The organism is Pseudomonas sp. 02C 26, from assembly GCF_002843585.1.
In the GTDB taxonomy this organism is placed as follows: Bacteria; Pseudomonadota; Gammaproteobacteria; order Pseudomonadales; family Pseudomonadaceae; genus Aquipseudomonas; species Aquipseudomonas shirazensis.
In genome coordinates this window covers 2399380-2423287 of the sequence record NZ_CP025262.1, presented here as the reverse complement: position 1 = coordinate 2423287, position 23908 = coordinate 2399380, and the positions used below count along the sequence as shown (strand labels likewise).

The window sequence follows — 23908 nt, the reverse complement described above, 5'->3', positions numbered from 1 at the left end:
GGTCAGTGGGGGTCGAATTTGACGATCAGTTTTTCTCGCACTTTATGCTGCAAGCAAGTCGCATAGTAAAACCTGCCTTGCATCTCGATCCCGCCGGAGCGAATCAGCTTTGGCTTCTCTGGATACAGCACATACCGAAAGCCTTCATGCAATGACTTTTCAATCTGCCGGGGTTGCGCATTTCTCGAGTAGTATTCATTCCACTTCTGGGAAGGGAACATCTTGATCGCGCTGTGCTTGCGGTTGTTATAAGCATGTATCTTGCTCACGAAGAATTTTCTAAGCGCCGTGATGTCAACCGAGGCTCTGGCTTGACTGTCTTCGTCACCACGTTGCTGTGTATTCGAATAGGTTGTTCCCCTTAAAAAATGGATATGGGAACTCATCATCGTGCCGATCAGGCGCTCGATGTGTCCTCCTTGATGTTTCTTCCCAACGTCACGGTGCTCGACTGTCACTCCGAATCGTTTGAGATTCGCTTTCAATACCTCAGAGCGAAACTCAGCCGCGTTATCGGCGTGGATGACTTCCGGTACGCCGTGCATTGGCCAAGTGCTTTCATCAAACCCAAGGCTTGCCAGCATGGCCGTTTTGGGAAGCACGCAGTTCTCGATCAACATTGCGACTGTTACTGCATTAGGTGGAAGCAAGGTTAGGTAGAAACCGACAATCGCTCGCGTATGGATACAGATAGCAAAGCTGACCCATGGACGGTCGATTACCTTGCGATGTTCCTCATCCACGACGATCAGGTCGACACGGGTATGGTCGATCTGAACCCACTCCAGCGGCCGCGTTGTCACCTTGTAACCTGGCCGTGCTTCGAATATGTCCGCCGCTTCGGCCTTCCCGAGTCGCAGGTTGGCCAGGAAGCGCTTGCCTTTCTTCAACAGCCTTCGCCGTACAGCGTGATAGCTGGGCCGTTTGAGCCCGCGCTCATCTGCAAGTATCTGTGCCGTCACCCACACCTTTTCGATCGTTGCAGCTTTACCTGCGTAGGTCCTTATTGCGTCTATTACAAGTTGCTCCAGTTCGGTTTGAAGCTCCGACGGAGAATTTCGACGTCCGGGCGCGCTTGCCGTCACCGCGCTGAGATCACCGCCGCGTGCCCGCACCCTACGGATGATCTTATGAAAGCCGGAGGGCTTCATACCAATCACCTTAGCCGCCTCAACCGCGGTGAGTTGACCGGAGAGATAAAGCTTAATGGTTGGAATACGCTCACTGGCAATATCGTAGCGAGCAACGCTCCTCTCCGAGCTGTTCATGTTCAGGTTTGGAGTCGCCGTGGCAGTTGCACTCGATGTTGCTGATGCCGACGATCCGGAAGCCTTGGACGAACGTACTTCTAAGTTATCACTGTTACTCATTCCGCCTACCTTTTTGAATGGCTTCCTATTCCATAACACCCGCTAGTTATTTATAGGTAGCGTTAACATTATCTGGTTTTTAAAGAGCGACACTGCAAAATCCGAGCTAGTTTTACTTCCTAAAACACCTGAGTCAATAGCCCCGCCTCGGGGCAGAAAAGTGCTAATTAGCCATGTGATGACGGGCAATTAATAACAATTGTTTTATTGTTTTTTCTTGGCTAAAATTTTGTTTAGACCATATGTCGCGCGGCTTAGACTGCATAGTACAGGAGGTTGAAAAAACGCGAAATATTAGGCGATTGGAGTAATGACATATATATATTGACAGCCGCACCATCAATTAAATTGATATATTCATTACTAAAACCCTTGGCAAACATCGGAAAAAAGTTGATTTTTCCGCGACTCCACATGTAATTACGGCGATTCCAGCCACCGCGCTGTACCCAGGTTATTGATGGAGATGCGCCGTTTGCATTAATGCGGACACTTTCCGAAAAATGCGCTTTAATGTGGACACTTCCGGAAAACGGACAGTTAACACGGACACTTTCCGAGGAAAATTTGCAAGCAATGTGGACACTTTCCTAAAAAAAGTGTCCTGAGTGCAAACTGAATCGCTGGAGGCCACGTATTTCAGGGCTTGCGGAAAGTGTCCACATTTCGCGACGGTCACACGGTCGGTTTTGCACAAAACCCCGGACGATGAAAAATCAGCCTCTTCCGTTACCACCCTCACATCCTTCCTTAGGTTTATCTGTCACGAATATCCGTTTCTACACCAGCCGCGCTGAAAACTGGCTAGCACCAGCCAGTACCTGATGGGCCATTAAAACTGGATCCGGCCCCATCAATTCAACCATGGACTGGCTCCGGCCAAAGCTGAAGAAAATATCAAACTGTGTCCGGGATGAGTTGACCACTACCGATGACTGCTTTGGGTTGTTGCCACTCAGGGCGCCGCCCCAATCTCACGAGCACTCACGGTTACGTAACGGCTCTCTTAAAATCACTGAGCGCCTGGTTGACCTTGTATTGAAGCATCAGCGATGCAGAAAGCTTAACCATAGCTTCGAACAATACATGCCCTGATTCGATCTCACACTGACCAACGCAATGCGCCGCGTATTCGCCAGGTTCGTATGCGTAAAATGTGTAGTAAACCCTACCAGCGTTTCGGTTCAATCCCGCAGTGATATGTGTGACCGACCCTTTCCTCACACCTGATTCAAGATGTGAAAACTCCAAGACGTCTTCAAACGGAATGAACATCGCCGATGCGGACATCACAAAGAGACTCGCGATATCCAACGCTTCTTCAACGTTTCCAATCTCAGGAGTTATGTACTCATGCTCAAGAACATTTCGCATATCTACGACTTTTCGCAACAGACTCGGCGCGAGCAGTCCCAAAGCCCTAAGACGTTCAATCTTCTTCGGCACATCCCATCTGAATGACGGATAGCCAAAAGAGGTCAACAACTGATCTAGCTGGCTGACAATGGCACGTTTTGCATTGGCTGTAGCGTTGACTCGTGCCGCCAGTCCGCCCCGCTCAAAATCATCCTCCGCCAGCGATAAAAACTCGACCGGTGAGGTCTCAAGGTCGGCCAATCCAAAACTACCACCGCCTGACATGACCGAACACTTTCTCATATCAAATTCATGAGCGAGGCAAAATTCTCTGATATCCATTTCACTCCAGCCGATTGGCAATTGTCAGAACAAAAAGCAGTGTATCAGCGAGAACGCTCTATGAATTCCACCGACGCACAAGAGTAGTGCCAAACCACGTGATTTTCGAAACGCACAAGACTGAGAGCCTGCCTGCCACTCGCAGCTCTCTCAACTTAATGCCGCCTCGGTGTGCCTAGCCATTGCAAATGTACTACGTGTTGGATAGCCGTCACGGTATTCGCCACGACCATCACCCTCTAAATACCCTTCTCCAAAGCTGCGAAAAACCGAGTTTGCTGTTGAGGGTTCACACCGCCCCCTGTGAGCCCTTCCCTATCGCCAATTCCCGCGTCAGCCACTCAAGATACCCGGCAATCATCACCTCATCACGCTTGCAGTAAGACCACTTGTGCCTCTTCGCCACCGTTACAAACCCGGCCTGCACAAGAATCTCCAAATGCCGGCTTGCAGTCGGCTGAGCGACACACAGCGCCTTGGCAATAAGCGTCATGCAAACGCCGAGTTCAGCAGGATCTGCCGACCACTGATCTGCAAAGTGTTCATGAGGCTTCGCAAGCAATCGAAGTATCGTTACCCGAACCTCGCTGCTCATCGCTTTCATCTGTATTGATCTGTCCATGCCGGCATCATATAGTCATTTAGCTAAATAACAATATGAGGTGAACCATGCTGGATCTACCCTACACGTCAATCATCGAAGGCAACGCCGTCAGATGGGGAAAGATGGGATCAGGCGCCCCCTTGGTAGCCATCCACGGAACGCCTTTTTCCTCCCAGGTCTGGAGGCGCATCGTTCCTCTGCTAGCTGACCATCGCACCCTGTACTACTTCGACCTGGTCGGGTACGGCCAGTCTGAGATGAGGGCGGGTCAGGACGTTTCGCTGGCCGTCCAGAACAATGTGCTCACTGCCCTCTTTAAAGAATGGGGCTTGAACCGGCCAGACGTGCTCGCACATGACTTCGGCGGTGCTACTGCGCTGCGAGCGTACTACCTGAACGGGCTGCGTTACGCGTCTCTTACCCTGTTCGACGCAGTCGCTTTGGCTCCGTGGGGCTCGCCGTTCGTCCAGCATGTCCGCCAACACGAGGCAGCATTTGCTGGAATGCCCGATTACATGCACCGCGCGCTGCTGGCGGCTTACCTGCAAACCTCAGCAGCGACCCCGTTGAGTGAAGAAGCCCTGCGCATCTACAGTGCCCCTTGGGTGGGTGAAGTTGGTCAGCCTGCGTTCTATCGGCAGATCGCGCAGATGGATCAAGCGTTCACTGACGAGATTCAGCCGCTGTACACAAGACTTGATTGCCCGGTGTCGGTTTTATGGGGCGCTGAAGACGCCTGGATTCCGTATGCGCAGGGCGAGCGTCTTGCCGAGCTGATTGCCCAGCAGCCCTGTATTCGAGTCGAGAATTGCGGTCATCTCATGCAAGAAGACCGGCCCGAGGCCATTGTGGCTGCGCTGTTGAACCACATCGGCGCAGGCTGAAAAGTCGCTCCCACTGGATGCCGGCATGCCTGGAAGGCCGCCGAATACGATAAGCATTGTTAGTCCTTTACAGTGTTTCAGTGCGACATTGAGCGTGGTCAGTCATGTGGCAGTAGCTGCCACTGCTCACCCGGTGCGCTTCCTAAAGCGGCATGACACGGCTATCGCGGCGATGCTGAGTACGGTGACAATTCAGGCACCAGACAACACCTGTAACCAGCAGCGCAATTGCTGCAATTTCGTATGGATCAGGAAGCCGATGCGCCCATAGAAAGCCAATAAGCAGCGCCGCCAATGTCTCTATCACGAGCACTTGCCCACTCAGTGCCAAGGGCAGGAGCCGGCTCGCCTGGTTCCAGCACGCGCCGCCCACCACGGAAGACAGAAAAGCTACTCCGCCAGCTACCAGAAGAAAATCAAGCCATTCAGTGTTGCCGTACGTTCCGGTCTGCCACCCCAGCACAGGTAGCGCCAAGAGCAATGATTGAGCGCCCGTCATGACTCCTGTCAGCAGTGCCCAGTCATTGGAGGAAACGCTGGCGACCTGAACCAGACGCCGAGCGTTACTCACCGCGAACCAGCTCCAGGTCACTAACGCGCCCGCCGCGCACAGAATCCCTGCGATGTTGGTGAGGATATCGCTCCGGTCGCCGTTGGTAATTGCATGCCAACTGATGAGCGTTACCCCGCCCACTGCACAGCACAGCGAAGGAACGAGCTTGCGCAGCGGGACGGCATTTTCGTCATGCCGACCTGCCAGTGTGATGAGCACCGGAATCAGCCCGACAATCAGCGATGTTGTAGCTATGCCAACCAACTGCACGCCGGTGCCCACCAGCGTGTAGTAGATGAGATTTCCTATCAGGCTGAGCCAGAACAGCGACTTCCAGTCGGCCTTGCTGAGCTTGGCGCACACGCGCTTCCAGCGAGGTGCGAGCAGCGCCCCGGAAATCACGCCATAGCAAAGAAACCTCAGCACGGCGAATTGCAGGCCGCTCAGTTCGGGGGTCAGTTGCGGGCCGAGGAAGATCACCCCCCAGCACACACCCGCACACACCCCGTAGAAGATACCTTTCAGCAATAATCGATCTGCACCCATTTCACCCGCGCTCCAAACTTGATGGGTGAAGTCTGGAGCAGCTGACTCGGTGAATATTGTCGCTAACTGCGCGATTCTTTACCCAGGCTGTTGCTGCGCACGACGGTAGGCCGCCGGGGTCGTGGCTTTCAGGCGCTGCATGGTGCGTGTCAGCGATGCCTGGTCGCTGAAGCCCGCACGCAAGGCTATGTCAGCAATGGGCAAGGCAGTTCCACGTAACCATCGCTGCGCTTCCTGCACACGCAACTCGGTCAACCAGGCCTGCGGGCTCATGTTGAACACTTGCCGGAATCGCTGATGCAACTGGCTCACGCTCATGTTGGCAAACCGAGCCATGGCTTCATTGTTCCAATGGGCTCCAGGGTTGCTCCGAAGACGACCAATCAACCGCTCCATAGGGTCGGTAAAACAGGTCGCGTCCGGGCTCAGGGAGGACAACAGCAAGGGCCCCAGCTGGCACGTCGCGATGGAGAGTTGTGCATGACCTATCAACTCGGCGAACTCGATGAGCCGACGCGTTGCGGGGGGGATTGGCACATAGATGTTTCGAGCCAGGCGCTCGATGTGGAGCGTTTCCAGCGTGGCAGGCGCGCAGTCCAGAACCAAAAAGCGGCTATCGATGTCGCAGTGTTGCGAGTGATCTGAGCCAGGTTCCACAAGTGCCGCCAATGACTGATCAATACATCCGCCACGTCCGTTTACGTCTATGTCCATTCGGCCGCGAATCGGCAGGACCAATTGAGCGTGATCGTGGTGATGGTGAGGGGTGTCCCGCTCATAGCTGCGCACTTCGAGGCTTAAAAACATTACTGCACCTTCCGTTCCGGCAGGTTATCCGATGTGTGTGTTATTGCCCTACTCCACAGCCGTTAACACTGTCAGCGCGAGGGGCCTTGGAACTCACCGGATCATATCCCTTTTGCTCATGGCCTGCTTTCCAGGAGGACAGAAGATTCCTCGCGGTGTGCTAACGGATAGTCCAGGGAGATGCGGAAACAATTGAGCCTCCAGCTCATCAGACGGAGGCCCAACAGTAGTACAGATTGTGCTTAATGCTGGAGCTCGCATAAGCTCAAGCAATGCCTCTCGCATTCAACGGCTAACCGGGACAATTACTAGAGGCTCCTGCCTGGACTCAGCGGCGCAGAACGCGATCAAGCACCAACAGGGCAATCGCGCCAATAGCCATCGCAGTCACTGGCTTTTCTTTGACGAAGGTGGACACGCTGTTCATTGCATCGCCGTAGGCCTGGGTCACTTGACCGCATGCCTGGCGGCCCGCACCTTCTGCCTCGAGGCTGGAATCACCAAACAGTTTCCCGACAGCGCTCTGGGCTTTACCGGCAACTTGTTCTACTACGCCTTCAACCTGTTCACTCTTCATGTTCGTCAAACCTTCGTGTGTCAGTGGGGAGGCTCAGGGTCTGCCTGAGCCGGTAGATAGCTGCACAAGGTTAGGGTGACAGGCGTCATGAATAGTTCAACGTCGATGCGCACCGGTCATATCGCCAAACGACTAGCTACGCCGACACCTGCTCAAGAAAGATCAGCTGCAATGGCTCAGCCAGCAGAGCATCAGCGATGCCAGCAAAGTGCTGGAAATACGGCATGGCGAAATGCGCATCGAGCGCGGCCTGATCTGCGAATGCCTCGCGCATGTAGAACGTGCCACGCTCATCACGCAGCTCGAACAATACATAGTCCAGGTTGCCCGGCTCCGCACGGGTCGGTTCGACCAACGCCAGCAGTGCATCCTTCAAGGCTTTTCGTTGACCAGGCTTGGCCTTGAGTACGGCAATTGATACCAACGCTTTGGCGGACGCATCCATCATAAGTTCTCCAGAACAATGAGTTTGAGGACCACCGTGGTCCGTGGCGATGATATTCAACTGGCAAGCTCTGCAGAAAAACCCTCGCATTCCGGCAACACTTTCGCTTTAACGGTGAAAATGAAGCCGCAAGGTTTCCGGGTTATCGCGTTCCTCAACGGGAAGGCGTCAAGTTCGGCACGCACGTGCCGATATCCCTCAGAGCGACTGTCCAAGCGCCATCCTGGCCCCTATCAGCGCCCTGCTCTATCTACCAGCCCTGAGGCTGTAGTGAGTATTCACGGCAAGACACGGGCGTTATCCGTTTCGCCAGCTACCAATAACTGCTTGATAAAAGCCTAAGCACCGGGTGATGAATGCGCCGTATATCGTTGGGCCAGTGGCTGCGCGCTGGGGCGGCCGTGGCCGCATTGACCGTATTCAACACCGCTCCAGCGTTCGCGCTATCAAATGGCTGTACGGCCATCAACAGCTTGTCCGGCTCAGTTTCACTGGCATTTGGTACGAACAAATATCCCGCCTCGGACTTTCTCCCGGGAGATGCGCTGACGCTGACGTTCAGTGACAGCGGGGCGGCGTACCAGGGCAATCCCACCGCTGCTGACAGCCTTAGTCTCGCTCGCTACAGCCTTGCCGGTTTTCAGACCTACAACGCAGCGAACAGCACCACCAATACGCCGCACACGGTCAGCATGACCGTCCCCGCAGGCAGCCTGGAGGCCAATGGTGCAGCCATTCGGGCTACGACCTCCAATGGCCAGATCAGCAACCTGGTGTTCAGCTGCACCAGCCTCAGTGCAGTATCCACGGATGCCACCCTATCCAGCCTAACGCTCTCGACAGGCAGCCTGACGCCAGCTTTCAGCACGGCCACCACCAGCTACACCGCTTCGGTCGCCAACGCTACAAGCACCCTCTCCCTCACACCGACCACCACAGACAACAACAGCACGGTCACAGTGAATGGCACACCGGTAAACTCAGGTAGCGCTTCCCCGCCCATCGGCCTCGCAGTGGGGTCGAACGTCTTCACGCTGCTGATCACGGCTGCGGATGGAGTCACTACCAAGTCTTACACCATCACCGTCGACAGGGCCCAAGCCGCGCCGCAGGCCAGTGCGGTTACGGCCAACGTGAGTGCCAACAGCACGAACAACCCGATCAGCCTGGCCATTACCGGCACCGCCAGCTCGGTCGCCGTCGCTACTGCAGCCAGCCATGGCACAGCCACGGCGAGCGGAACCAGCATCAGTTACACGCCTGTCGCGGGCTATTCAGGCAGCGACACTTTCACCTATACCGCGACTAACAGTTCAGGCACCTCTGCGCCGGCGACGGCCACTGTGACCGTCTCGCAACCAACACTGATCATCACTCCGTCTGCCGGTGCATTGCCCGCAGGCCAGCTCGGCAGCAGTTACAGCCAGACCTTCAGCAGTGCTGGGGGCACAGCGCCCTATGGCTACGCAACCAGCGGACTGCCAGCCGGGCTGTCGCTGAATGCCTCCTCCGGCGTGCTCAGCGGGACGCCCACCACTGCCGGCAGCTACACGCCATCGGTCATCGTCACCGACGCCTATGGCGCGACCGCCACCACCAACTACACCCTCTCGATCGTGGCGCAGGCGCCGGTGGCGAGCGCCGTATCGGCAAGCGTTGCCGCCAACAGCACAGGCAACGCGCTCACCCTCAACCTGTCCGGCGGCCCTGCCGACAGCGCGGCGATCGCCAGCCAGCCCCAGCATGGCACCGCCACGGCGTCTGGCCTTGCCCTGCGCTACACGCCTGCAGCAGGCTTCGCCGGGGTCGACAGCTTCAGTTATACCGTCACCAACGCGGCCGGCACTTCTGCGCCGGCGACCGTAACCATTACCGTCACGGCGGTGACACTTGCACTCAGCCCGGCCAGCGGCCCGCTCCCCGGCGGCACGGTCGCGTCCAGTTACAGCACCTCGCTGCTGGCATCCGGCGGCACTGCGCCTTATCACTATGCCGCGACCGGCTTGCCGAGCGGCTTGACCCTCGACACCAGCAGCGGAGTGATCAGCGGCACACCTACCCTGGCCGGCGCCTATAGCGTTGCAGTCACGGCCACGGATAATGTTGGCAATGCCGGCAGTACCAACTACACGCTGGCCATTGGCACCGCCTTGCCCACAGTCGCGGCGGTATCCGCAGTGGTCGCCGCCAACTCGTCGAACAACCTCATTGCCTTGGGGCTCTCGGGTGGCGCTGCTACCACCGTGACCGTCACATCGTTGCCGTTGCATGGCACGGCGGTCGCCAGTGGCACCAGCATTCGCTACACGCCCCAAGCAGGTTTCTCGGGCAGTGACAGCTTCAGCTACAGTGCCAGCAATGCCAGTGGCACATCGGCTGCTGCCAGCGTTTCCATCACGGTCAGCCCTGCTACCCTGGTGCTGGCTCCGGCAGCCGGCGCGTTGCCCGCTGCCACCGTGGGCAGCGTCTACCGACAGAATGTGAGTGCCAGCGGCGGCGTCAGCCCCTATCGGTTCAGTGCGGCCGGGCTGCCGGCCGGGCTGACGCTGGACCCGGTATCCGGCAGCCTGTTCGGCACGCCGACTACTACCGGCAGTGGCTCATTTTCGATCAGCGTGACCGATGCCAACGGCACCCAAATGACGGCCAATTACTCGCTGCTCAGCAACGGCGTCACCCCCGAGGCAGCCGATGTCAGTGCGTCGGTTGCGGCCGGCCAGAGTGTCGCCCTGAACCTGACTGCGGGCGCGAGCGGTGGCCCGTTCACCTCTGCAACCCTGCTCGACACACCGTCGCAGGCGTTGGGCAGCGTGCGCCTGAAGCAGACCGCCCTTGAATTCACGGCAGCGGCCAGGGCCAGTGGCACCGTCACTTTGCGCTTCACCCTGGCAAACGCCTGGGGTGTCTCGCAGGTTGCAACACTGACCCTGCAGATCAGTGCGCGGCCTGACCCGGGCAAGGACGCCGAAGTGATCGGCGTGCTCAATGCGCAGACCCAAAGTGCTCAGCAGTTCGCCCGGGCGCAGGTCACCAACTTCACTGACCGTCTTGAGCAACTGCATAGCCCGGACGGGCACCGCAACGCCTTCAATCTGCGCTTCAACCCCACGCAGGCACACCCGCAGAACAAGCCAGGCCAGGCGGCCGACAGCGAGCAGACCGATCTCGACCTGCTCGCAGCCACACAGATGCTGGCCGACGATCAGCCGCAACTGATGCATGCAGATCCAGCCGACCATGACCCCACTGCGCCTGCCAGCGGCAATGTATCGGTATGGACAGGGGGCTATGTTGATTTCGGCAATACCGAGCGCGGCGGCAGCAAGGTCAGCAGCACCTTGATTGGCGTCAGCAGCGGGATCGACTTTCGCCTGAGCCGTGCGCTGACAGCCGGAGTGGGGGTTGGCTATGGCAGCGACAAGAGTGATATCGGCTCTGCCGGCAGCACTAACCGCGGCAAGTCCTACAGCGTGGCTGCCTATGCCAGTTATCACCCGAGCGCGGTATTTGTCGATGCACTGCTCGGCTACAGCCGCCTGCAATTCGACAGTGAGCGCTTCGTGACTGATTCCGGCGGCTACGCCAAAGGCAGCCGCGACGGCGATCAGCTGTTCGCCTCGCTAAGCTCTGGCTACGAGCTGAAAAGCCGGAACTGGCTGGTATCGCCCTATGGCCGCTTGGATACCTCTACGACCTGGCTGCACGGCTATCAGGAGTCGAATGCAGATGCCAACAACCTCGATTACGCCCAGCAGCGTTTTTCACTGGTGTCGGGCGTGGCTGGCCTGCGTGGGCAGTACGGGATTGCGCTGAGTTGGGCCTACCTGACGTTGCGCTCGCGCCTGGAGTTCAGTCACACCTTCAATTCCGAATCCAGCGCCCGCCTTGGCTATGCCGATGTTGGCAATTCAACCTACACGATCACCACCGAAGGCTTCGGTGACGACACCCTGGCTGCGTCGCTCGGGATGGATCTGCTGTGGGCATCGGGGCTGAGCACCGGGATTGGCTATCAAGGCACGCGGGCACTGGGGCAGCAGTCGCGCTCGGATGCGCTGTCGCTGCGTGCTGCCTATCGCTTTTAACATCCCCCGCGGCCTGGTTGCCCGTCAGCCCTCGGGCAAGCTGACGCCGCAGATGAAATCGCTTGAGCCGATGCGGTGCGAGCCGAACTCCACGACGTAACTGTGGCCGCGGCGTTCGGCTTCTATTCTGGCGGTAGTCTGGTCGGCATATACATCGACCAGATGCCACGGATGGCGGTCGCGCAGCACGCCCCAGCCCAGCACCCAGCCTGGTCTGGCAGGGTCCGCCGGCAAGTTTTTCACGAGGCTGCGTATGCTCATCGGCTGCTCCCAGGACGCTTTGTCTCCTTACCCCCGCAGCCGCTCTAGGCGAGCGCGACCGGCTTCGGTAATGGCGTTCTCCCCTTCATCACTGATGCGATAACGACCGGAAGCCATCCTGGCAATCGAAAACCTCACCAGGTCAGTTTTGGCCAACGCTTCGCCAACTTCGTAACTCATGGCGCGCTCCAGGTCGAAAATCCTGATCGCTCCCATCTTATAACGAGCAAAGACGATCAGCGCCTCATCAATCGCCGCTTGGTTTACCGCTTGAACACGTTCCATGCTGACATCCTAGTTCGTGAGTGGCCCGATCCGTGGGCAGACAGACAACGGACCGTGGCAGTTCGTCGAATGCGCAACGCTACTATGTACACGCCAGGTGGGGTACTGGCTTTGCATCCATGCTGGATGATTGGACAGCCAAGGATTCGCAATCATTGACTCTAATCGGGGCCAGCCCGCGGGTATTACCGCTTCTCTGCTGTGTCTTCGGTGATTGGCGCCTGGGCCTGGAACGCTGCGACACGGCGGCTACCGATGGTGCTCTCAGGTCAACTGATCTCACTGGAGTCTTTGTTTGCCGCCCTGCTCGGCTTACTCTTCAACGCCAGGCTGCCAACGTTCATAGAGACGTCAGGGCTTATCGCCGTGATCACAGGCGCCGGGTTGGCGGTGCACAGCATTCTCACGCAGGAGCACAGCAATGGATGCACTTACCCGAACGCTCAAAGCGACAATTGAGGCCGCTGATCACGCGATCACCGCCGAAGATTTCGACGAGTTAATGAAGTTTTATGCCGACGACGCAACGCTGGTGGTCAAACCGGGTTTGACGGTCACCGGCAAAGACAGCATCCGCCGCGCATTTGTCGCCATCGCGGAGCATTTCAATCACAGCATTGTTGTCACGCAAGGCGAGATGCAGGTCATTCCGGGGGCTGATGTCGCGCTCGTCGTCATGGAAACCCTGTTACAGGCTACTGACAAGGCAGGTGAAAAAATCGAGATTTCGCGCAAAGCAACTTACGTATTTCGACTCATTGCGGACCAATGGCTATGCGCCGTCGACAACTCCTACGGAACGACACTGCTGGACAACATCGTCGAGCCGTAGGACTGCCGGCAAACTATGTATCAGCCTGCTGCCGGCGCTTCTCCATGCGAATATCGCCTTCAGGCAACTGCTCCACGCAGCGCCAGCCGAGCTTGCGATAAAAACCGCTGGCGCGACTGGCCTCTGCGGTTTCCAGCCATATCGTCTCATGCTGCTGGAAAAGGAAGCACTCTGCGCGTTCCATAAGGCAGCGACCCAGACCCTGCCCCTCGAACTGGGGCAGTACGAATGCCGCGAATACACAAGCATCACCGCTATCAGCCATTGAAAAGCCTGCCGGGACACCGTCGACCTCAGCGATCCAGATACACGGCGTTTCAGCGAGTGCCTGCTCAATGGCTTCGGCGGTGATGCCCATCTCCGTCAGTTGCTCACGCGACAGGTGGTTTTCTCGAACGCTTGTGCGGATATGGAAAATTGCATCGATATCAGCGGTGTTGGCCAGCCTGATTGTTTTCTGCATGACGATTCCCTTCAGCTACTTTCAAGCGCTGGTACTTCATAGCGCCAGCGGAAGGTCCTTTTACCAACTGTTGCGCATTAGAGCACTACGTTGACTTCAGTTATGCCAAGCAACGCCGCTTGTTCCAGAACTTCTGCAGGGGTCGCATCGGCGTCAGGCATGACCAGGCTGTTCTCACCATCACCATGGTGCAACATGATCAAGTGCAGCGCGGCCTCATGGGTGGCAAGGTGATTCTGCTTGAGCTCGAGCTGGTGAGTGCGGCGCTCGCCGTTGAAGAGGTATTCCAAGGTAAAGGTATGCATGGTCAGATTCTCATGTGGTGGACTAGACCCTTATCCTGACCTGAAAGACAGCTTTTTGGTTCGATTGCTTCCAACAACTCTGCGCAAAACCAGACCGGCGCAGTCTCTGGTCTGGTTTCACATCGCGAGTTAACGTCTCAGAAATGCCCGCTGCTGTTGACGATCCGCAGCGACAGCGCTTCATAAGGTTCCAGGTTGATCATCAAGCGCCCGTCCTCGCTGAGGTCGCCCTCGACCGTTTCATTGATCATGTCGACCACGGTCCCCGGGGTAAAGCCGGCCAGTGTCAGTTCCTCGCTGATGACTTCAGCACTGAAGTTGAGCGCGCTGATCTGAATACCCTTGCCGGCAGGCAGTTCATGCACCATGACCAGCAAGCCGGGGCTGCTGACTTCTGGCACCAGAATCTGCTTGCTGCTTGCGATGCCATAGGCCTGACGCACAGCGAGGATCTTTTTCACCATGCTGGCAAACGAATCGCTGCGTTGCAGCTGGCTGTCCAGGCTGCCGTACAAGTCGCGGGCCTTGGGGATGCCACGCACGGATGCTTGCTCTTCAGGCGCCAGCCCAGCCAGATCATAGCCACCGCGGTGAATCCAGCGCGTGTCGCCATCGAGCATGCGCTCGGCGACAGCCTCGGCCGGCAGTGGCAGTGCGCCGACCATGTCCCAACCCGACAGCGCGAACACGCCGGGTTGCATGGCGTTGTACATCACCAGCAACAGGTGGATCTTCTGGATCTGGGCGATATCGTCCTCGGTGATCAGCTCCAGGTCACGAATCCCCAGCGTGGCAGTGATCAGGCTCGCGGTGGTGCAGGAGATGCCGTTGGTGACGAAACGCAGGTTGTACGGCGCATGCTCGCCAGACAAGCGCTCATGCATCTCTTCACGGATATGCTCGCGCAGGATGCTGCCGGGGATGGTCTGGCCCTTGTACATGAACATGTCATGGGCATGCAGGGTCCAGAAGTGCACCAGCTCGGTGGTTAACTCGTCATGGTTCTGCAGGGCATGGATCAGCGAGGCAGGGTCGATCTTGAAGGCGTGCATCTGCTGCAGCATCAGGCGCAGGAACTCGGTATCGCCGGTCAGCAACGCGTGCTGGTAGGCCGGCCGAGTAACGAAGTCGTAGGATAGGTCGGCACCGCCCTTGGACATCTGGGCGATGTCATCCAGGGTCAGGTTCAGTTCCTGGAAGCTGAAGCCGCCGGCCTTGCGGATCATCCCGCCGAGGATCTGGTTGCCGGTGATCGATAACGGATGGCTCTCGGACCAGGCCGGGCCTTCGGCGCGTGCTTCGACGCCGAGGAATCCGTTGGCATCCAGGCGGATACCGCGTGCGCCATGGCAGTCGAGGGCATACAGCGCATCACCGAGGATCATCTGCTGGGCGGTAAACGATGGGTCGAGCCAGTTCAGCGACGGCTGCCCTTCCTTGAAATAATGCAGATAGACCCAGCGCCGTTCGATGCCGTCGACGCCGGTAATCGCTGGTGTTGCACTCCAGTCGGTGTCCTTGACTCCCGGCTCGAAGAAGATCACCCGTTGCAACTGGCCGACAATGTAATGCCGCGCTTTCAACTCGTCGCATACCGCTGGTGACAGGTTGACGGCGTCGCGGCCCGCGGGCACGTCAGGCAGCAGGTGCCAGTCTTCCTGACGAATCTCGACCATGTGATACAAGCCCGGATACAAGCCATAGGCCCGCTCGGCCAGCCTGAAGTCCGCGCCCTTGCCGGTATGTGCGGGGATCAGGTCATCGATGGTCACCGCGTTGTGCGCGGCGGCGATCCTGCTCATGCGCACCAATTCTTCTTCGGTACCGAACAGCGGGTCGACGTCAAAACTGATGCGGTCGAAGTTACCGTCCACGCTTGGCGTGAACTGATCACCGCTGATCCCACCGGCCTGCTTGATCGGACCGGTGTGAATGCCTTGGATGCCAATCTCGGACAACTGCTTCCACAGCGCTTCATGGCCCAGCGCCTGGAGCACCGAAGACCCTTCAGGCGACACGATCGCGTCGGGGTACACCGTCAACCACACCGAGGATATTTCAATTGCCCGGCGCGGTTGCGACTCGGCATAGGCGTTCATCCACAGCCGCGACTGGCCGCCGTAGAGCTTGGCCCGGTCCTGGGAAATCTTGAGCATGGAACGCGCTTCGAGCCATTTAATGTAGTCGTCCTGATCTGTCATAAGCTCCCCACAAGGCAAAAGTGAATGTACGCAGGCTTTAGGGTATGACGCATGGCAGCAATGAACGTTCGCCTGGAGCGCTTTGCGCGGCGCTGGCGCAATGACACAATGCCGCACCCGTATCCAGAGCTGCGGCCTCACGCCATGAACGCCCCCGACCTTCGCCCCGAGATCACCCAGCACGTCAGGACCGATCGGCTCAAGCAGCTGTTCGTGCAATCGGCGCCGGCGGTGCTGGGCAGCTACCTGGCTGCAGCGATGCTGTGCTGGATGGGCTGGGAGCGCTTTGATCACAAAGCGGTGCTCATCTGGATGAGCGTGCTGACCGCGACCACGCTGCTGCGTACCGAGATGTTCATCACCTACCGCCGCGCCGCGCCCAACCAGCGCTCGCCGCAACAGTGGGAGCGCCGCTACTGGCTGACCTTGGCATTGTCGGCGGGCACCTGGGGCCTCGGCGCGCTTGCGGTGATGCCGGTCGGTGATCTGGTCGGGCAGACGCTGATCATGCTGTTTGCAGTAGGCATGTCGGTCAGCGCGGTGTCGTGTTACTCGTCCTTTCGCAATATGACCCTGGTGTCCGTTGCTCTGGTGCTGCTGCCCTGCACGATCTGGTTGTTACTGCAGCCTTCTGCCTTGCAACAAGGCATAGCCCTGGCGGTGCTGGTGTTTGCCTCGTTTGTCGTCAATGCCACCCGCAGTCTGTCGTCAGCACTGGAGACTGCTTGGCGCCTGAAGCATGAAATGGAACATGCCCACCGGCTGGCCATGATTGCCTCCTGCACAGACGGGCTGACCGGTTTGAACAATCGCCGAGCGTTCTTCGATCATGCCTCGGCCCAGCATGCCTTGTGCGAGCAGCAGAGCGGGCTGGTCGCTGTGCTGATGCTGGACGTCGACTTTTTCAAACAGATCAATGACACCTTCGGCCATGCGGCGGGGGATCGGGTCCTGCAACGCATTGGCACGGTCATCAGTGCCTGCCTGCGCGACGATGACATCGCCGGCAGGCTCGGCGGTGAAGAGTTCGCACTGTTGCTGCCCAACACGCCCCGGGCCGAGGCCGTCGAGATTGCCGAGCGCCTGCGGGCATTGATCGCCCAACTCAACGTGAGCAGCGAGCACGGCGTGACGGCAAGCATCGGCCTGGTCTATGCCACAACCGCCGACAGTGATCTTGATGCGTTACTGGTCTGCGCTGACAAGGCCATGTATCGCGCGAAAGCCAGCGGCCGCAACCGCGTCGAGCTTGTCGAGCACGTTCGCACCACCGCCTGAACGCCCCCGTTTGGGGCAACTTTGGCAAAGCCTGCCAACGCGCACCTGTTTGATGCGCCAAGCCTTCCCGCCGTTGACGTGGATTGAGCGTAAAAGCCGTTGGCGCGTCGTTTTTCTGATGCTAAACAGCGCCCAATCGCAATTTCTGCATCAATTCGAGCCCTAGCCACACTGCCCTGCCCGTTTCGGCACCTTCATTGCAACGCTGATCAGGTATGCGACAACGCTGCTGACGATGCGTAGCAAGGAGTGGGTATGTCCCGGGCTTTTTTCGATGAAATGTATGAGGCAAACGGAAGTTGCCGCTCCCACTACCAGGCTTTTTCGCGCTGGTTGGCCAATACACCGCTGGAATTGCTGGAACAACGTCGACGCGAGGCCGACCTGCTGTTCCACCGCGCTGGCATCACCTTTACCCTCTATGGTGACGCGCAGGACACCGAGCGCCTTATCCCCTTCGACATCATCCCACGCAGCATCCGCGCCAGCGAATGGCGCATTGTCGAGCGCGGCTGCATTCAGCGGGTGCAGGCGCTGAACCTGTTTCTGCACGACATCTACCACGACCAACGCATCCTCAAGGCCGGCATCATTCCGCCCGAACAGGTATTGGCCAACGAGGGCTATCAGGTCGCAATGCAGGGTTTGAACCTGCACCGTGGGCTGTACGCGCACATTGCCGGGGTCGACCTGGTGCGCGACAGCGATGGCACTTATTACGTGCTCGAAGACAACCTGCGCACCCCAAGCGGCGTCAGCTACATGCTTGAAGACCGCAAGATGATGATGCGCCTGTTCCCCGAGCTGTTCGCCGCGCAGCGCATCGCCCCGATCGACCACTACCCGAACATGCTGCTGGACACACTCAAGAGCGCCAGCCCGCTGGACAACCCGACCGCCGTAGTGCTCACCCCCGGGCGCTTCAACAGTGCCTATTTCGAGCATGCGTTTCTCGCCCGCGAGATGGGCATCGAACTGGTCGAAGGCGCCGACCTGTTCGTGCGTGACGAGCATCTTTATATGCGCACTACCGCCGGGCCGCAGCGGGTCGACGTGATCTACCGACGCCTGGATGACGACTACCTCGACCCGTTGTCTTTCAACCCGGACTCGACCCTTGGCGTGCCCGGCCTGATCTCGGTGTACCGCGCCGGCAATGTGGTGCTGGCCAATGCCGTCGGCACCGGCGTGGCCGACGACAAGTCGATCTACCCCTATGTGGGCGACATGATCCGCTTCTACCTCAGCGAAGAGCCCATCCTCAAGAACGTCCCCACCTGGCAATGCCGCAAGCCTGCCGACTTGTCCCACGTGCTGGCCAACTTGCCCGAGCTGGTGGTCAAGGAGACCCAAGGCTCCGGCGGTTACGGCATGTTGGTCGGGCCGGCGGCAACGGCAGCGCAGATCGAGGACTTCCGCGCGCGCATCAAAGCCCGCCCGCATGCCTATATCGCCCAGCCGACCCTGTGCCTGTCGACCTGCCCGACCTTTGTCGAACAAGGCATCGCCCCGCGCCATATCGACCTGCGCCCGTTCGTTTTGTCCGGCAGCGAGACCCGCCTGGTGCCTGGCGGCCTGACCCGCGTGGCGTTGCAGGAAGGCTCGCTGGTGGTAAACTCGTCGCAGGGCGGCGGTACCAAGGACACCTGGGTGGTGGAGGACTGACCGATGCTCTCAAGAACCGCTTCCGATCTGTACTGGATGTCGCGCTACCTGGAGCGCGCCGAAAACCTCGCGCGCATGCTTGAAGTAAGCTACTCGCTGTCGTTGATGCCCCAGGCCGGCCGCTCCGATGGCCACGCTGAACTGGCCATGTCGCTGCTGGCCTCGGGCACCCTTGATGACTACCTGCGCAAGCACACCGAGCTCGACTCCGAGCGCATGCTGCACTTCTTCGCCCTCGATGCGGAAAACCCCAGCAGCATCTATTGCTGCCTGCAGGCAGCGCGGACCAATGCCCACGCCGTGCGCGGGCGTATCACCGCCGACATGTGGGAAAACATCAACGCCACCTGGATCGAGATGCGCAACATCGCCAGCAACGGCCTCGGCCGCTATGGCATCAGCCAGTTCTGCGATTGGGTCAAGGAGCGCTCGCATCTGTTCCGCGGCGCCACCTCCGGCACCATCATGCGCAACGACGCTTACAGCTTCATCCGCCTGGGAACCTTTCTCGAGCGTGCCGACAACACCCTGCGCCTGCTCGATGCGCGCTATGAAATGTTCGGCGAAACCTCCGAAGAAGTCAGCGACGACTCGGCCCGCGGCTATTACCAGTGGAGCGCCCTGCTGCGCGCCCTGACCTCTTATGAGGCGTTCAACGAGATCTACCGTAATGCGCCCAGCGCGCGGCCGGTGTCGGAGCTGTTGTTGTTGCGGGTCGACGTACCGCGCTCGCTGCATTCCTGTATCGACGAGCTGGACCAGATCCTCGCCGGCTTGCCGGGCAACACCGGTCGCGCCGCCCAGCGCATGGCCGCCGAACTCAATGCGCGCCTGCGCTACACCGGTATCGACGAAATTCTCGACGCCGGCCTGCACCTGTGGCTGACCGACTTCATCGGCCGTATCCACCAGCTGGGCCAGAGCGTGCACAATTCCTACCTGGAGGTCGTATGAAACTGTCTATCCGTCACGACACCACCTACAGCTACGCCAGCGATGTCAGCAACAGCATCCAGCTGCTGCGCCTGACCCCGCGCAGCAGCGATCGCCAGCGTATCCTCGACTGGCAGCTGGAGCTGCCGCGCAAGGTCAACAGCCAGATCGATCCCTACGGCAACATCCTGCATGTGCTGACGTTGGACAAACCCCACGGGCACCTGGCCCTGACCGCCAGCGGCCAGGTCGAAATCGACTCCGAATGCGAGCAGGAAGCCGGCGAGCAGTCGCCCCTGCCGTTCCTGCGCACCAGCCACCTGACCCAGGCCGATGACACGCTCAAGGCCTTTGCCATTCAGCATTGCGGCGCGCACCGGGACCGCGCAGCGCTGACCGCACTGATGCAGGGCCTCGCCGACCAGATGCCGTACAGCCCGGGAACCACCTCGGTAGTCACTACCGCCATCGAAGCCTTCAACGGCGGTGCCGGTGTATGCCAGGACCACACCCACGCCTTTCTCGCCTGCGCCCGCAGTTTGGGCGTTCCGGCGCGCTATGTGTCCGGCTATCTGTGCACCGAGGATGAAACCCACCTGGCCAGCCACGCCTGGGCCGAAGCCTGGATCGATGACGCCTGGTACAGCTTCGATGTGACCAACCGCATCACCCGCCCCGAGCGCCACCTGAAACTGGCAGTCGGCCTCGACTACCTGGATGCCTGCCCGGTCCGCGGTGTACGCCGCGGTGGCGGCACCGAGTCGATGCAGGCCAGCGTTCACGTCCATCGCCAGTAGCAACAAAGCCCCGTCAGGTTCGCCAGGACGGGGCCTCTATTCCCACAGCACAAGGTAACCAGCATGACCTATTGCGTCGCCATGCACGTGGCAGACGGACTGGTGTTCATCTGCGACTCACGCACCAACGCAGGCATCGACCAGATCTCCACTTTTCGCAAGTTGTTCGTCTTCAGCGCGCCAGGTGAACGCCTGATCGTGTTGCAGACCGCAGGCAACCTGGCCACTTCGCAATCGGTGGTCAGCCTGCTCGAACAGCGCAGCCGCGGCAGCGGCACCCACTTGCTGAACGTCACCTCGCTGTACGATGCCACGGTGCTGGTTGCCGATACGCTGCGCGAAGTCATTAGCCGCGACCGCAGCAAGCTGACCGCACAGATCGACCTGAGCTGCACGATCATGGTCGGCGGCCAGATCGCCGGCGCCGAGATGGGCATCTATAACGTCTACGCCCAGGGCAACTTCTTCCAGGCCACCCAGGACACGCCGTTTCTGCAGCTTGGCGAGAGCAAGTACGGCCGGCCGATTCTCGATCGCAACCTGACCTACCACACCCCTTTGGACGAGGCGCTGCGCTGCGGCCTGATTTCGTTCGACTCGACCATCCGCAGCAATCTGTCAGTGGGCATGCCGCTGGATTTGCTGGTGTATGCCAAGGACAGCTTTGCCGCCAAGGCGCCGGTGCGCATCCATCAGGATGACCCGTACTACAGCCATATTCGCCGGCAATGGAGCGATGGTTTGAAGAATCTGCTGGCTGATCTGCAGCCGCCGCCGCGTGAGTTCATGGCCGATTGATCCGGCTCAGGGTTCGACGATGCGCAATAGCCTGGCGTCAGGCCCGTCGGTGAGGACGTAGATTGAACCGTCCGGCGCAACCTTGACATCGCGCATCCGCTCCTTCAGGTCTGCCAGCAGCAGTTGCTGCCCGACCACTTGGCGGCCGTTGCGCAATACTCGACGCACCGCCCGTTCCTTGAGCGCAGGTACCAGCAAATTGCCGCGCCAGTCCGGGAACATCGTGCCGCGATAGACGGCAAGGCCGGCTGGTGCGATCGAGGGGGTCCACTGCACGACTGGATCTTCATAGCCCGCCAGCTGACGTAGTGGTGTTACCTGCGCAAACGGATAGTCAACTCCGCCGGTAACGATGGGCCAGCCATAGTTGCCGCCCGGCACTATCTGATTGATCTCGTCACCACCGCGGGGGCCGTGTTCGCTGAGCAGCAAATCGCCGGTTGCAGGATCGACCGCGATGCCCTGCGGGTTGCGGTGGCCCAGGCTGTAGAGCTCGGCAGCGGTGCCTGCCTGATCGATGAAAGGATTGTCCGCCGGTGGCCGGCCATCGCGGTCGAGCCTGACCACGCTGCCCAGCGAATTGGCCCGGTTTTGCGCCTCTTCACGGCGCGTGCTGCCATCGCCTACGGTCAGCACCAGGGTCTCATCGGCGAGAAATGCCAGGCGCCCGCCGTTGTTGCCGGCGCTGGGCTTGAGTGTCGATTTGAACAGCACGCGGACGTCATTCAACGCATTGCCAACCAGTCTGCCCCGCACCAGCTGCGTGCCATTGGCGCCTGCCTTGCCATAACCCATGGTTAGATAAAGCAGGCCGTTGTGCTCGAACTGCGGGTCCAGCACGACATCCATCAAACCAGTGACAGCACCTTGCTGGAACAGCGCCGGAAGCCCATCGAGGTTTACCTGTGCAGTTGAGCCGTCGCTGCTGATAGCCAGCAGGCGCCCTGCCATCTCGGTCACCAATGCGCGTCCATCCGGCAGTAGTGCAACCGACCATGGCTGTCTCAAGCCAGTGGCCACTGTCTGGACTTTGTATCTACTCGCATCAACGACGGCAGGCCGCTCGACGCCAGCCGGTGCGCCAATAAAGAACAGGTTGGCCGGGATACCAGCCAGCGCAACCGCCAATAGCGCCTTGGCCCGGTCCTGACTGCTTACAACTGCGAGGGTTGGTGAGGTCAGCTGTGCATACAGCAAACCCGCGACAATCCCCGTCGAAGCCATCAACACCTGGCCGAGCAAGTCTCTGGTGCCGGGGATCGCCGGCATGGGAATGACCGAGCGCATCAGCCAGAACACCGTCCAAAGCCCACACATGCCAGCACCCGCACATAATGCCATGCGTGGCACTGAAACCTTGTTGGCCAGCCAATGCGCCAGCAGCAACGCCGGGGCGAGCGTCGCAACTGCAATAGCCATCATGATCGGCGCGAAGGTCATCAGATCCGTCACGGTCGAGTGCATGCGGATCGATGCCGTGATCGGCGCCCCCAGCCCGATCAACTCACTGAGTATCAGTTGCGTCTGGATGATGCTGGCGAGCAGCGCCGTGACCAAGCTGGCTGCGAGTACACCGAGGATGTGGCGCATGGGTGTCTGCATCGGGTTATTTCCTGCACTAGGGTGGGTGACATCACTTCATATTGGCAAACCAACAACCAGGCTTTGAACTTCAGCCACAATCTGCTTCGTCGCGTCTTCAACGCTACCCTCATTGCGACACAATACCCAGCCATGCTCGGCAACCGCACGTTCAAACGTTTCGCTCGAAGCGACATGCTCTTGCAGCGTGTGCATCACGGTACTGTTCAGTCCGCGCGAGCGTGCCGCTGCCCTGGCCCATGAAATGCTCGGGGCGGTGACGACTCCAACGTGCAGGTCGGGCACCTGCACGTCACGCTCAAGGTTCAGCTGAAGGATCTGCGCAAACGGCACCAGACGGCGAAAGGCAGCATCGGAGGGATACCAGCGGTCGATCAGGATGATGCTGTCGGCGGGCTGTTTGGGCAGTATCTGCTGTGAGATCCAGGCGCGGCTGTCTGCCAGGCGTTGGCAGATTTGCAACTCCAGTTCTGCACAAGGGGTTCGCGCTACCTGGTTTACCAGGGCCATGGTCTCGCCACGAAACGGATCGCTCTTTTTCTCGCAAAGGCGGACAACCTTGTTGCCCTCCGCGCGCAGAGCCTGAGTCACGGCTTCCAGAAGCGTGGTTTTACCGGTGCCTTTAGGGCCGTCGAAGGCGACGAACAACGGACGATTCACAGGGCCTGCAGTCAGCAAAATCACTACCTTCAATGCGCTCATGGCGAGCCGCATTCTACCCTGCTTAATGGGTGACGGTGGGGGCGCTCTGCGCCCCTTTCGCGACACCAGGCCGCTCCTACAGATGTACGCGCTGGCCTGCCGGATGCGGTCAATCTGTAGGAGCGGCCTTGCCGGGGCGCCGGGCCGGTCGGAAAGGATTGCGAAGCAGCCCCGACGTTCTCGACCCAAACACAAGTTTCAGAAGTGCTGACCGTAC

At 59.1% G+C, this 23908-nt stretch carries 22 protein-coding genes and 1 pseudogene; 9 read left to right on the top strand and 14 right to left on the bottom strand.

Features of this window, described 5'->3' with window-relative positions; all coding sequences use genetic code 11:
- Nucleotides 1-2: 2 nt before the first annotated feature.
- The 3 genes from CXQ80_RS10950 to CXQ80_RS10940 all read right to left on the bottom strand — a co-directional run bounded on the left by CXQ80_RS10950 (nucleotide 3) and on the right by CXQ80_RS10940 (nucleotide 3672).
- Nucleotides 3-1370 carry a DDE-type integrase/transposase/recombinase gene (locus CXQ80_RS10950; RefSeq protein ID WP_101319293.1) on the bottom strand — a complete coding sequence of 456 codons (1368 nt, stop codon included), beginning with the start codon at nucleotides 1368-1370 and terminating at the stop codon, nucleotides 3-5.
- A 990-nt stretch (nucleotides 1371-2360) separates the two neighbouring features.
- Nucleotides 2361-3068, bottom strand: coding sequence for a hypothetical protein (locus CXQ80_RS10945; RefSeq protein ID WP_101319291.1), 708 nt, complete (start codon nucleotides 3066-3068; stop codon nucleotides 2361-2363).
- 289 nt (nucleotides 3069-3357) lie between these two features.
- Nucleotides 3358-3672 carry a helix-turn-helix transcriptional regulator gene (locus CXQ80_RS10940; RefSeq protein WP_218195365.1) on the bottom strand — a complete coding sequence of 105 codons (315 nt, stop codon included), beginning with the start codon at nucleotides 3670-3672 and terminating at the stop codon, nucleotides 3358-3360.
- Nucleotides 3673-3737: 65 nt separating this feature from the next.
- On the opposite strand from CXQ80_RS10940, the gene CXQ80_RS10935 reads away from it, so the two are divergent.
- On the top strand, nucleotides 3738-4556 hold the full coding sequence (locus CXQ80_RS10935) for an alpha/beta fold hydrolase (protein WP_101319287.1): 819 nt from the start codon (nucleotides 3738-3740) through the stop codon (nucleotides 4554-4556).
- Nucleotides 4557-4698: 142 nt separating this feature from the next.
- Here CXQ80_RS10935 and CXQ80_RS10930 read toward each other — a convergent pair whose 3' ends face one another.
- From CXQ80_RS10930 to CXQ80_RS10915, 4 genes are all read right to left on the bottom strand, one after another.
- A complete protein-coding gene (locus CXQ80_RS10930; RefSeq protein WP_101319285.1) occupies nucleotides 4699-5655 on the bottom strand; it encodes a DMT family transporter in 957 nt (318 codons plus the stop codon).
- Between the two features lie 78 nt (nucleotides 5656-5733).
- Nucleotides 5734-6462 (bottom strand): AraC family transcriptional regulator, encoded by a 729-nt coding sequence (locus tag CXQ80_RS10925; protein WP_101319283.1) that lies wholly within the window; start codon nucleotides 6460-6462, stop codon nucleotides 5734-5736.
- 328 nt (nucleotides 6463-6790) lie between these two features.
- The gene (locus CXQ80_RS10920; RefSeq protein WP_101319281.1) at nucleotides 6791-7039 is read right to left on the bottom strand and encodes a CsbD family protein; all 249 of its coding nucleotides are present in this window, start codon (nucleotides 7037-7039) and stop codon (nucleotides 6791-6793) included.
- Nucleotides 7040-7175: 136 nt separating this feature from the next.
- The gene (locus CXQ80_RS10915; RefSeq protein ID WP_101323015.1) at nucleotides 7176-7484 is read right to left on the bottom strand and encodes a putative quinol monooxygenase; all 309 of its coding nucleotides are present in this window, start codon (nucleotides 7482-7484) and stop codon (nucleotides 7176-7178) included.
- A gap of 356 nt (nucleotides 7485-7840) precedes the next feature.
- Between CXQ80_RS10915 and CXQ80_RS10910 the strand changes: the two genes are divergently transcribed.
- Entirely contained in the window at nucleotides 7841-11569 is a 3729-nt protein-coding gene (locus tag CXQ80_RS10910; protein WP_101319279.1) for an autotransporter domain-containing protein, read from the top strand.
- Between the two features lie 24 nt (nucleotides 11570-11593).
- On the opposite strand, the gene CXQ80_RS10905 is transcribed toward CXQ80_RS10910, so the two are convergent.
- Nucleotides 11594-11830 (bottom strand): hypothetical protein, encoded by a 237-nt coding sequence (locus tag CXQ80_RS10905; RefSeq protein ID WP_101319277.1) that lies wholly within the window; start codon nucleotides 11828-11830, stop codon nucleotides 11594-11596.
- Nucleotides 11831-11857: 27 nt separating this feature from the next.
- Nucleotides 11858-12115: a hypothetical protein gene (locus CXQ80_RS10900; protein WP_101319275.1), complete on the bottom strand. Its 258-nt coding sequence runs from the start codon at nucleotides 12113-12115 to the stop codon at nucleotides 11858-11860.
- A gap of 201 nt (nucleotides 12116-12316) precedes the next feature.
- Here CXQ80_RS10900 and CXQ80_RS25000 point away from each other — a divergent pair.
- Nucleotides 12317-12574, top strand: a pseudogene (locus CXQ80_RS25000) (EamA/RhaT family transporter); the annotation flags it as partial.
- Nucleotides 12537-12947 (top strand): nuclear transport factor 2 family protein, encoded by a 411-nt coding sequence (locus CXQ80_RS10890; RefSeq protein ID WP_101319273.1) that lies wholly within the window; start codon nucleotides 12537-12539, stop codon nucleotides 12945-12947. The pseudogene CXQ80_RS25000 and the gene CXQ80_RS10890, both read left to right, overlap by 38 nt.
- A gap of 13 nt (nucleotides 12948-12960) precedes the next feature.
- Here the strand turns inward: CXQ80_RS10890 and CXQ80_RS10885 are convergent, their stop codons facing one another.
- The 3 genes from CXQ80_RS10885 to treS all read right to left on the bottom strand — a co-directional run bounded on the left by CXQ80_RS10885 (nucleotide 12961) and on the right by treS (nucleotide 15916).
- Nucleotides 12961-13410: a GNAT family N-acetyltransferase gene (locus CXQ80_RS10885; protein ID WP_101319271.1), complete on the bottom strand. Its 450-nt coding sequence runs from the start codon at nucleotides 13408-13410 to the stop codon at nucleotides 12961-12963.
- Nucleotides 13411-13487: 77 nt separating this feature from the next.
- Nucleotides 13488-13715 (bottom strand): hypothetical protein, encoded by a 228-nt coding sequence (locus CXQ80_RS10880; protein WP_101319269.1) that lies wholly within the window; start codon nucleotides 13713-13715, stop codon nucleotides 13488-13490.
- Nucleotides 13716-13852: 137 nt separating this feature from the next.
- The gene (treS, locus tag CXQ80_RS10875; protein WP_101319267.1) at nucleotides 13853-15916 is read right to left on the bottom strand and encodes a maltose alpha-D-glucosyltransferase; all 2064 of its coding nucleotides are present in this window, start codon (nucleotides 15914-15916) and stop codon (nucleotides 13853-13855) included.
- Between the two features lie 231 nt (nucleotides 15917-16147).
- Between treS and CXQ80_RS10870 the strand changes: the two genes are divergently transcribed.
- From CXQ80_RS10870 to CXQ80_RS10850, 5 genes are all read left to right on the top strand, one after another.
- Nucleotides 16148-17194 (top strand): diguanylate cyclase, encoded by a 1047-nt coding sequence (locus tag CXQ80_RS10870; RefSeq protein ID WP_256585770.1) that lies wholly within the window; start codon nucleotides 16148-16150, stop codon nucleotides 17192-17194.
- Nucleotides 17195-17449: 255 nt separating this feature from the next.
- Entirely contained in the window at nucleotides 17450-18859 is a 1410-nt protein-coding gene (locus CXQ80_RS10865) for a circularly permuted type 2 ATP-grasp protein (protein WP_101319265.1), read from the top strand.
- Nucleotides 18860-18862: 3 nt separating this feature from the next.
- Nucleotides 18863-19813: an alpha-E domain-containing protein gene (locus tag CXQ80_RS10860; RefSeq protein ID WP_101319263.1), complete on the top strand. Its 951-nt coding sequence runs from the start codon at nucleotides 18863-18865 to the stop codon at nucleotides 19811-19813.
- Nucleotides 19810-20589 carry a transglutaminase family protein gene (locus tag CXQ80_RS10855; RefSeq protein ID WP_101319261.1) on the top strand — a complete coding sequence of 260 codons (780 nt, stop codon included), beginning with the start codon at nucleotides 19810-19812 and terminating at the stop codon, nucleotides 20587-20589. The genes CXQ80_RS10860 and CXQ80_RS10855 overlap by 4 nt, the downstream gene beginning before the upstream one ends.
- A 63-nt stretch (nucleotides 20590-20652) precedes the next feature.
- Nucleotides 20653-21387: a peptidase gene (locus CXQ80_RS10850; RefSeq protein ID WP_101319260.1), complete on the top strand. Its 735-nt coding sequence runs from the start codon at nucleotides 20653-20655 to the stop codon at nucleotides 21385-21387.
- A 6-nt stretch (nucleotides 21388-21393) separates the two neighbouring features.
- Here the strand turns inward: CXQ80_RS10850 and CXQ80_RS10845 are convergent, their stop codons facing one another.
- On the bottom strand, nucleotides 21394-22989 hold the full coding sequence (locus CXQ80_RS10845; protein ID WP_101319258.1) for a PQQ-dependent sugar dehydrogenase: 1596 nt from the start codon (nucleotides 22987-22989) through the stop codon (nucleotides 21394-21396).
- Nucleotides 22990-23025: 36 nt separating this feature from the next.
- A complete protein-coding gene (locus CXQ80_RS10840; protein ID WP_101323013.1) occupies nucleotides 23026-23649 on the bottom strand; it encodes a dTMP kinase in 624 nt (207 codons plus the stop codon).
- Nucleotides 23650-23908 lie beyond the last annotated feature (259 nt).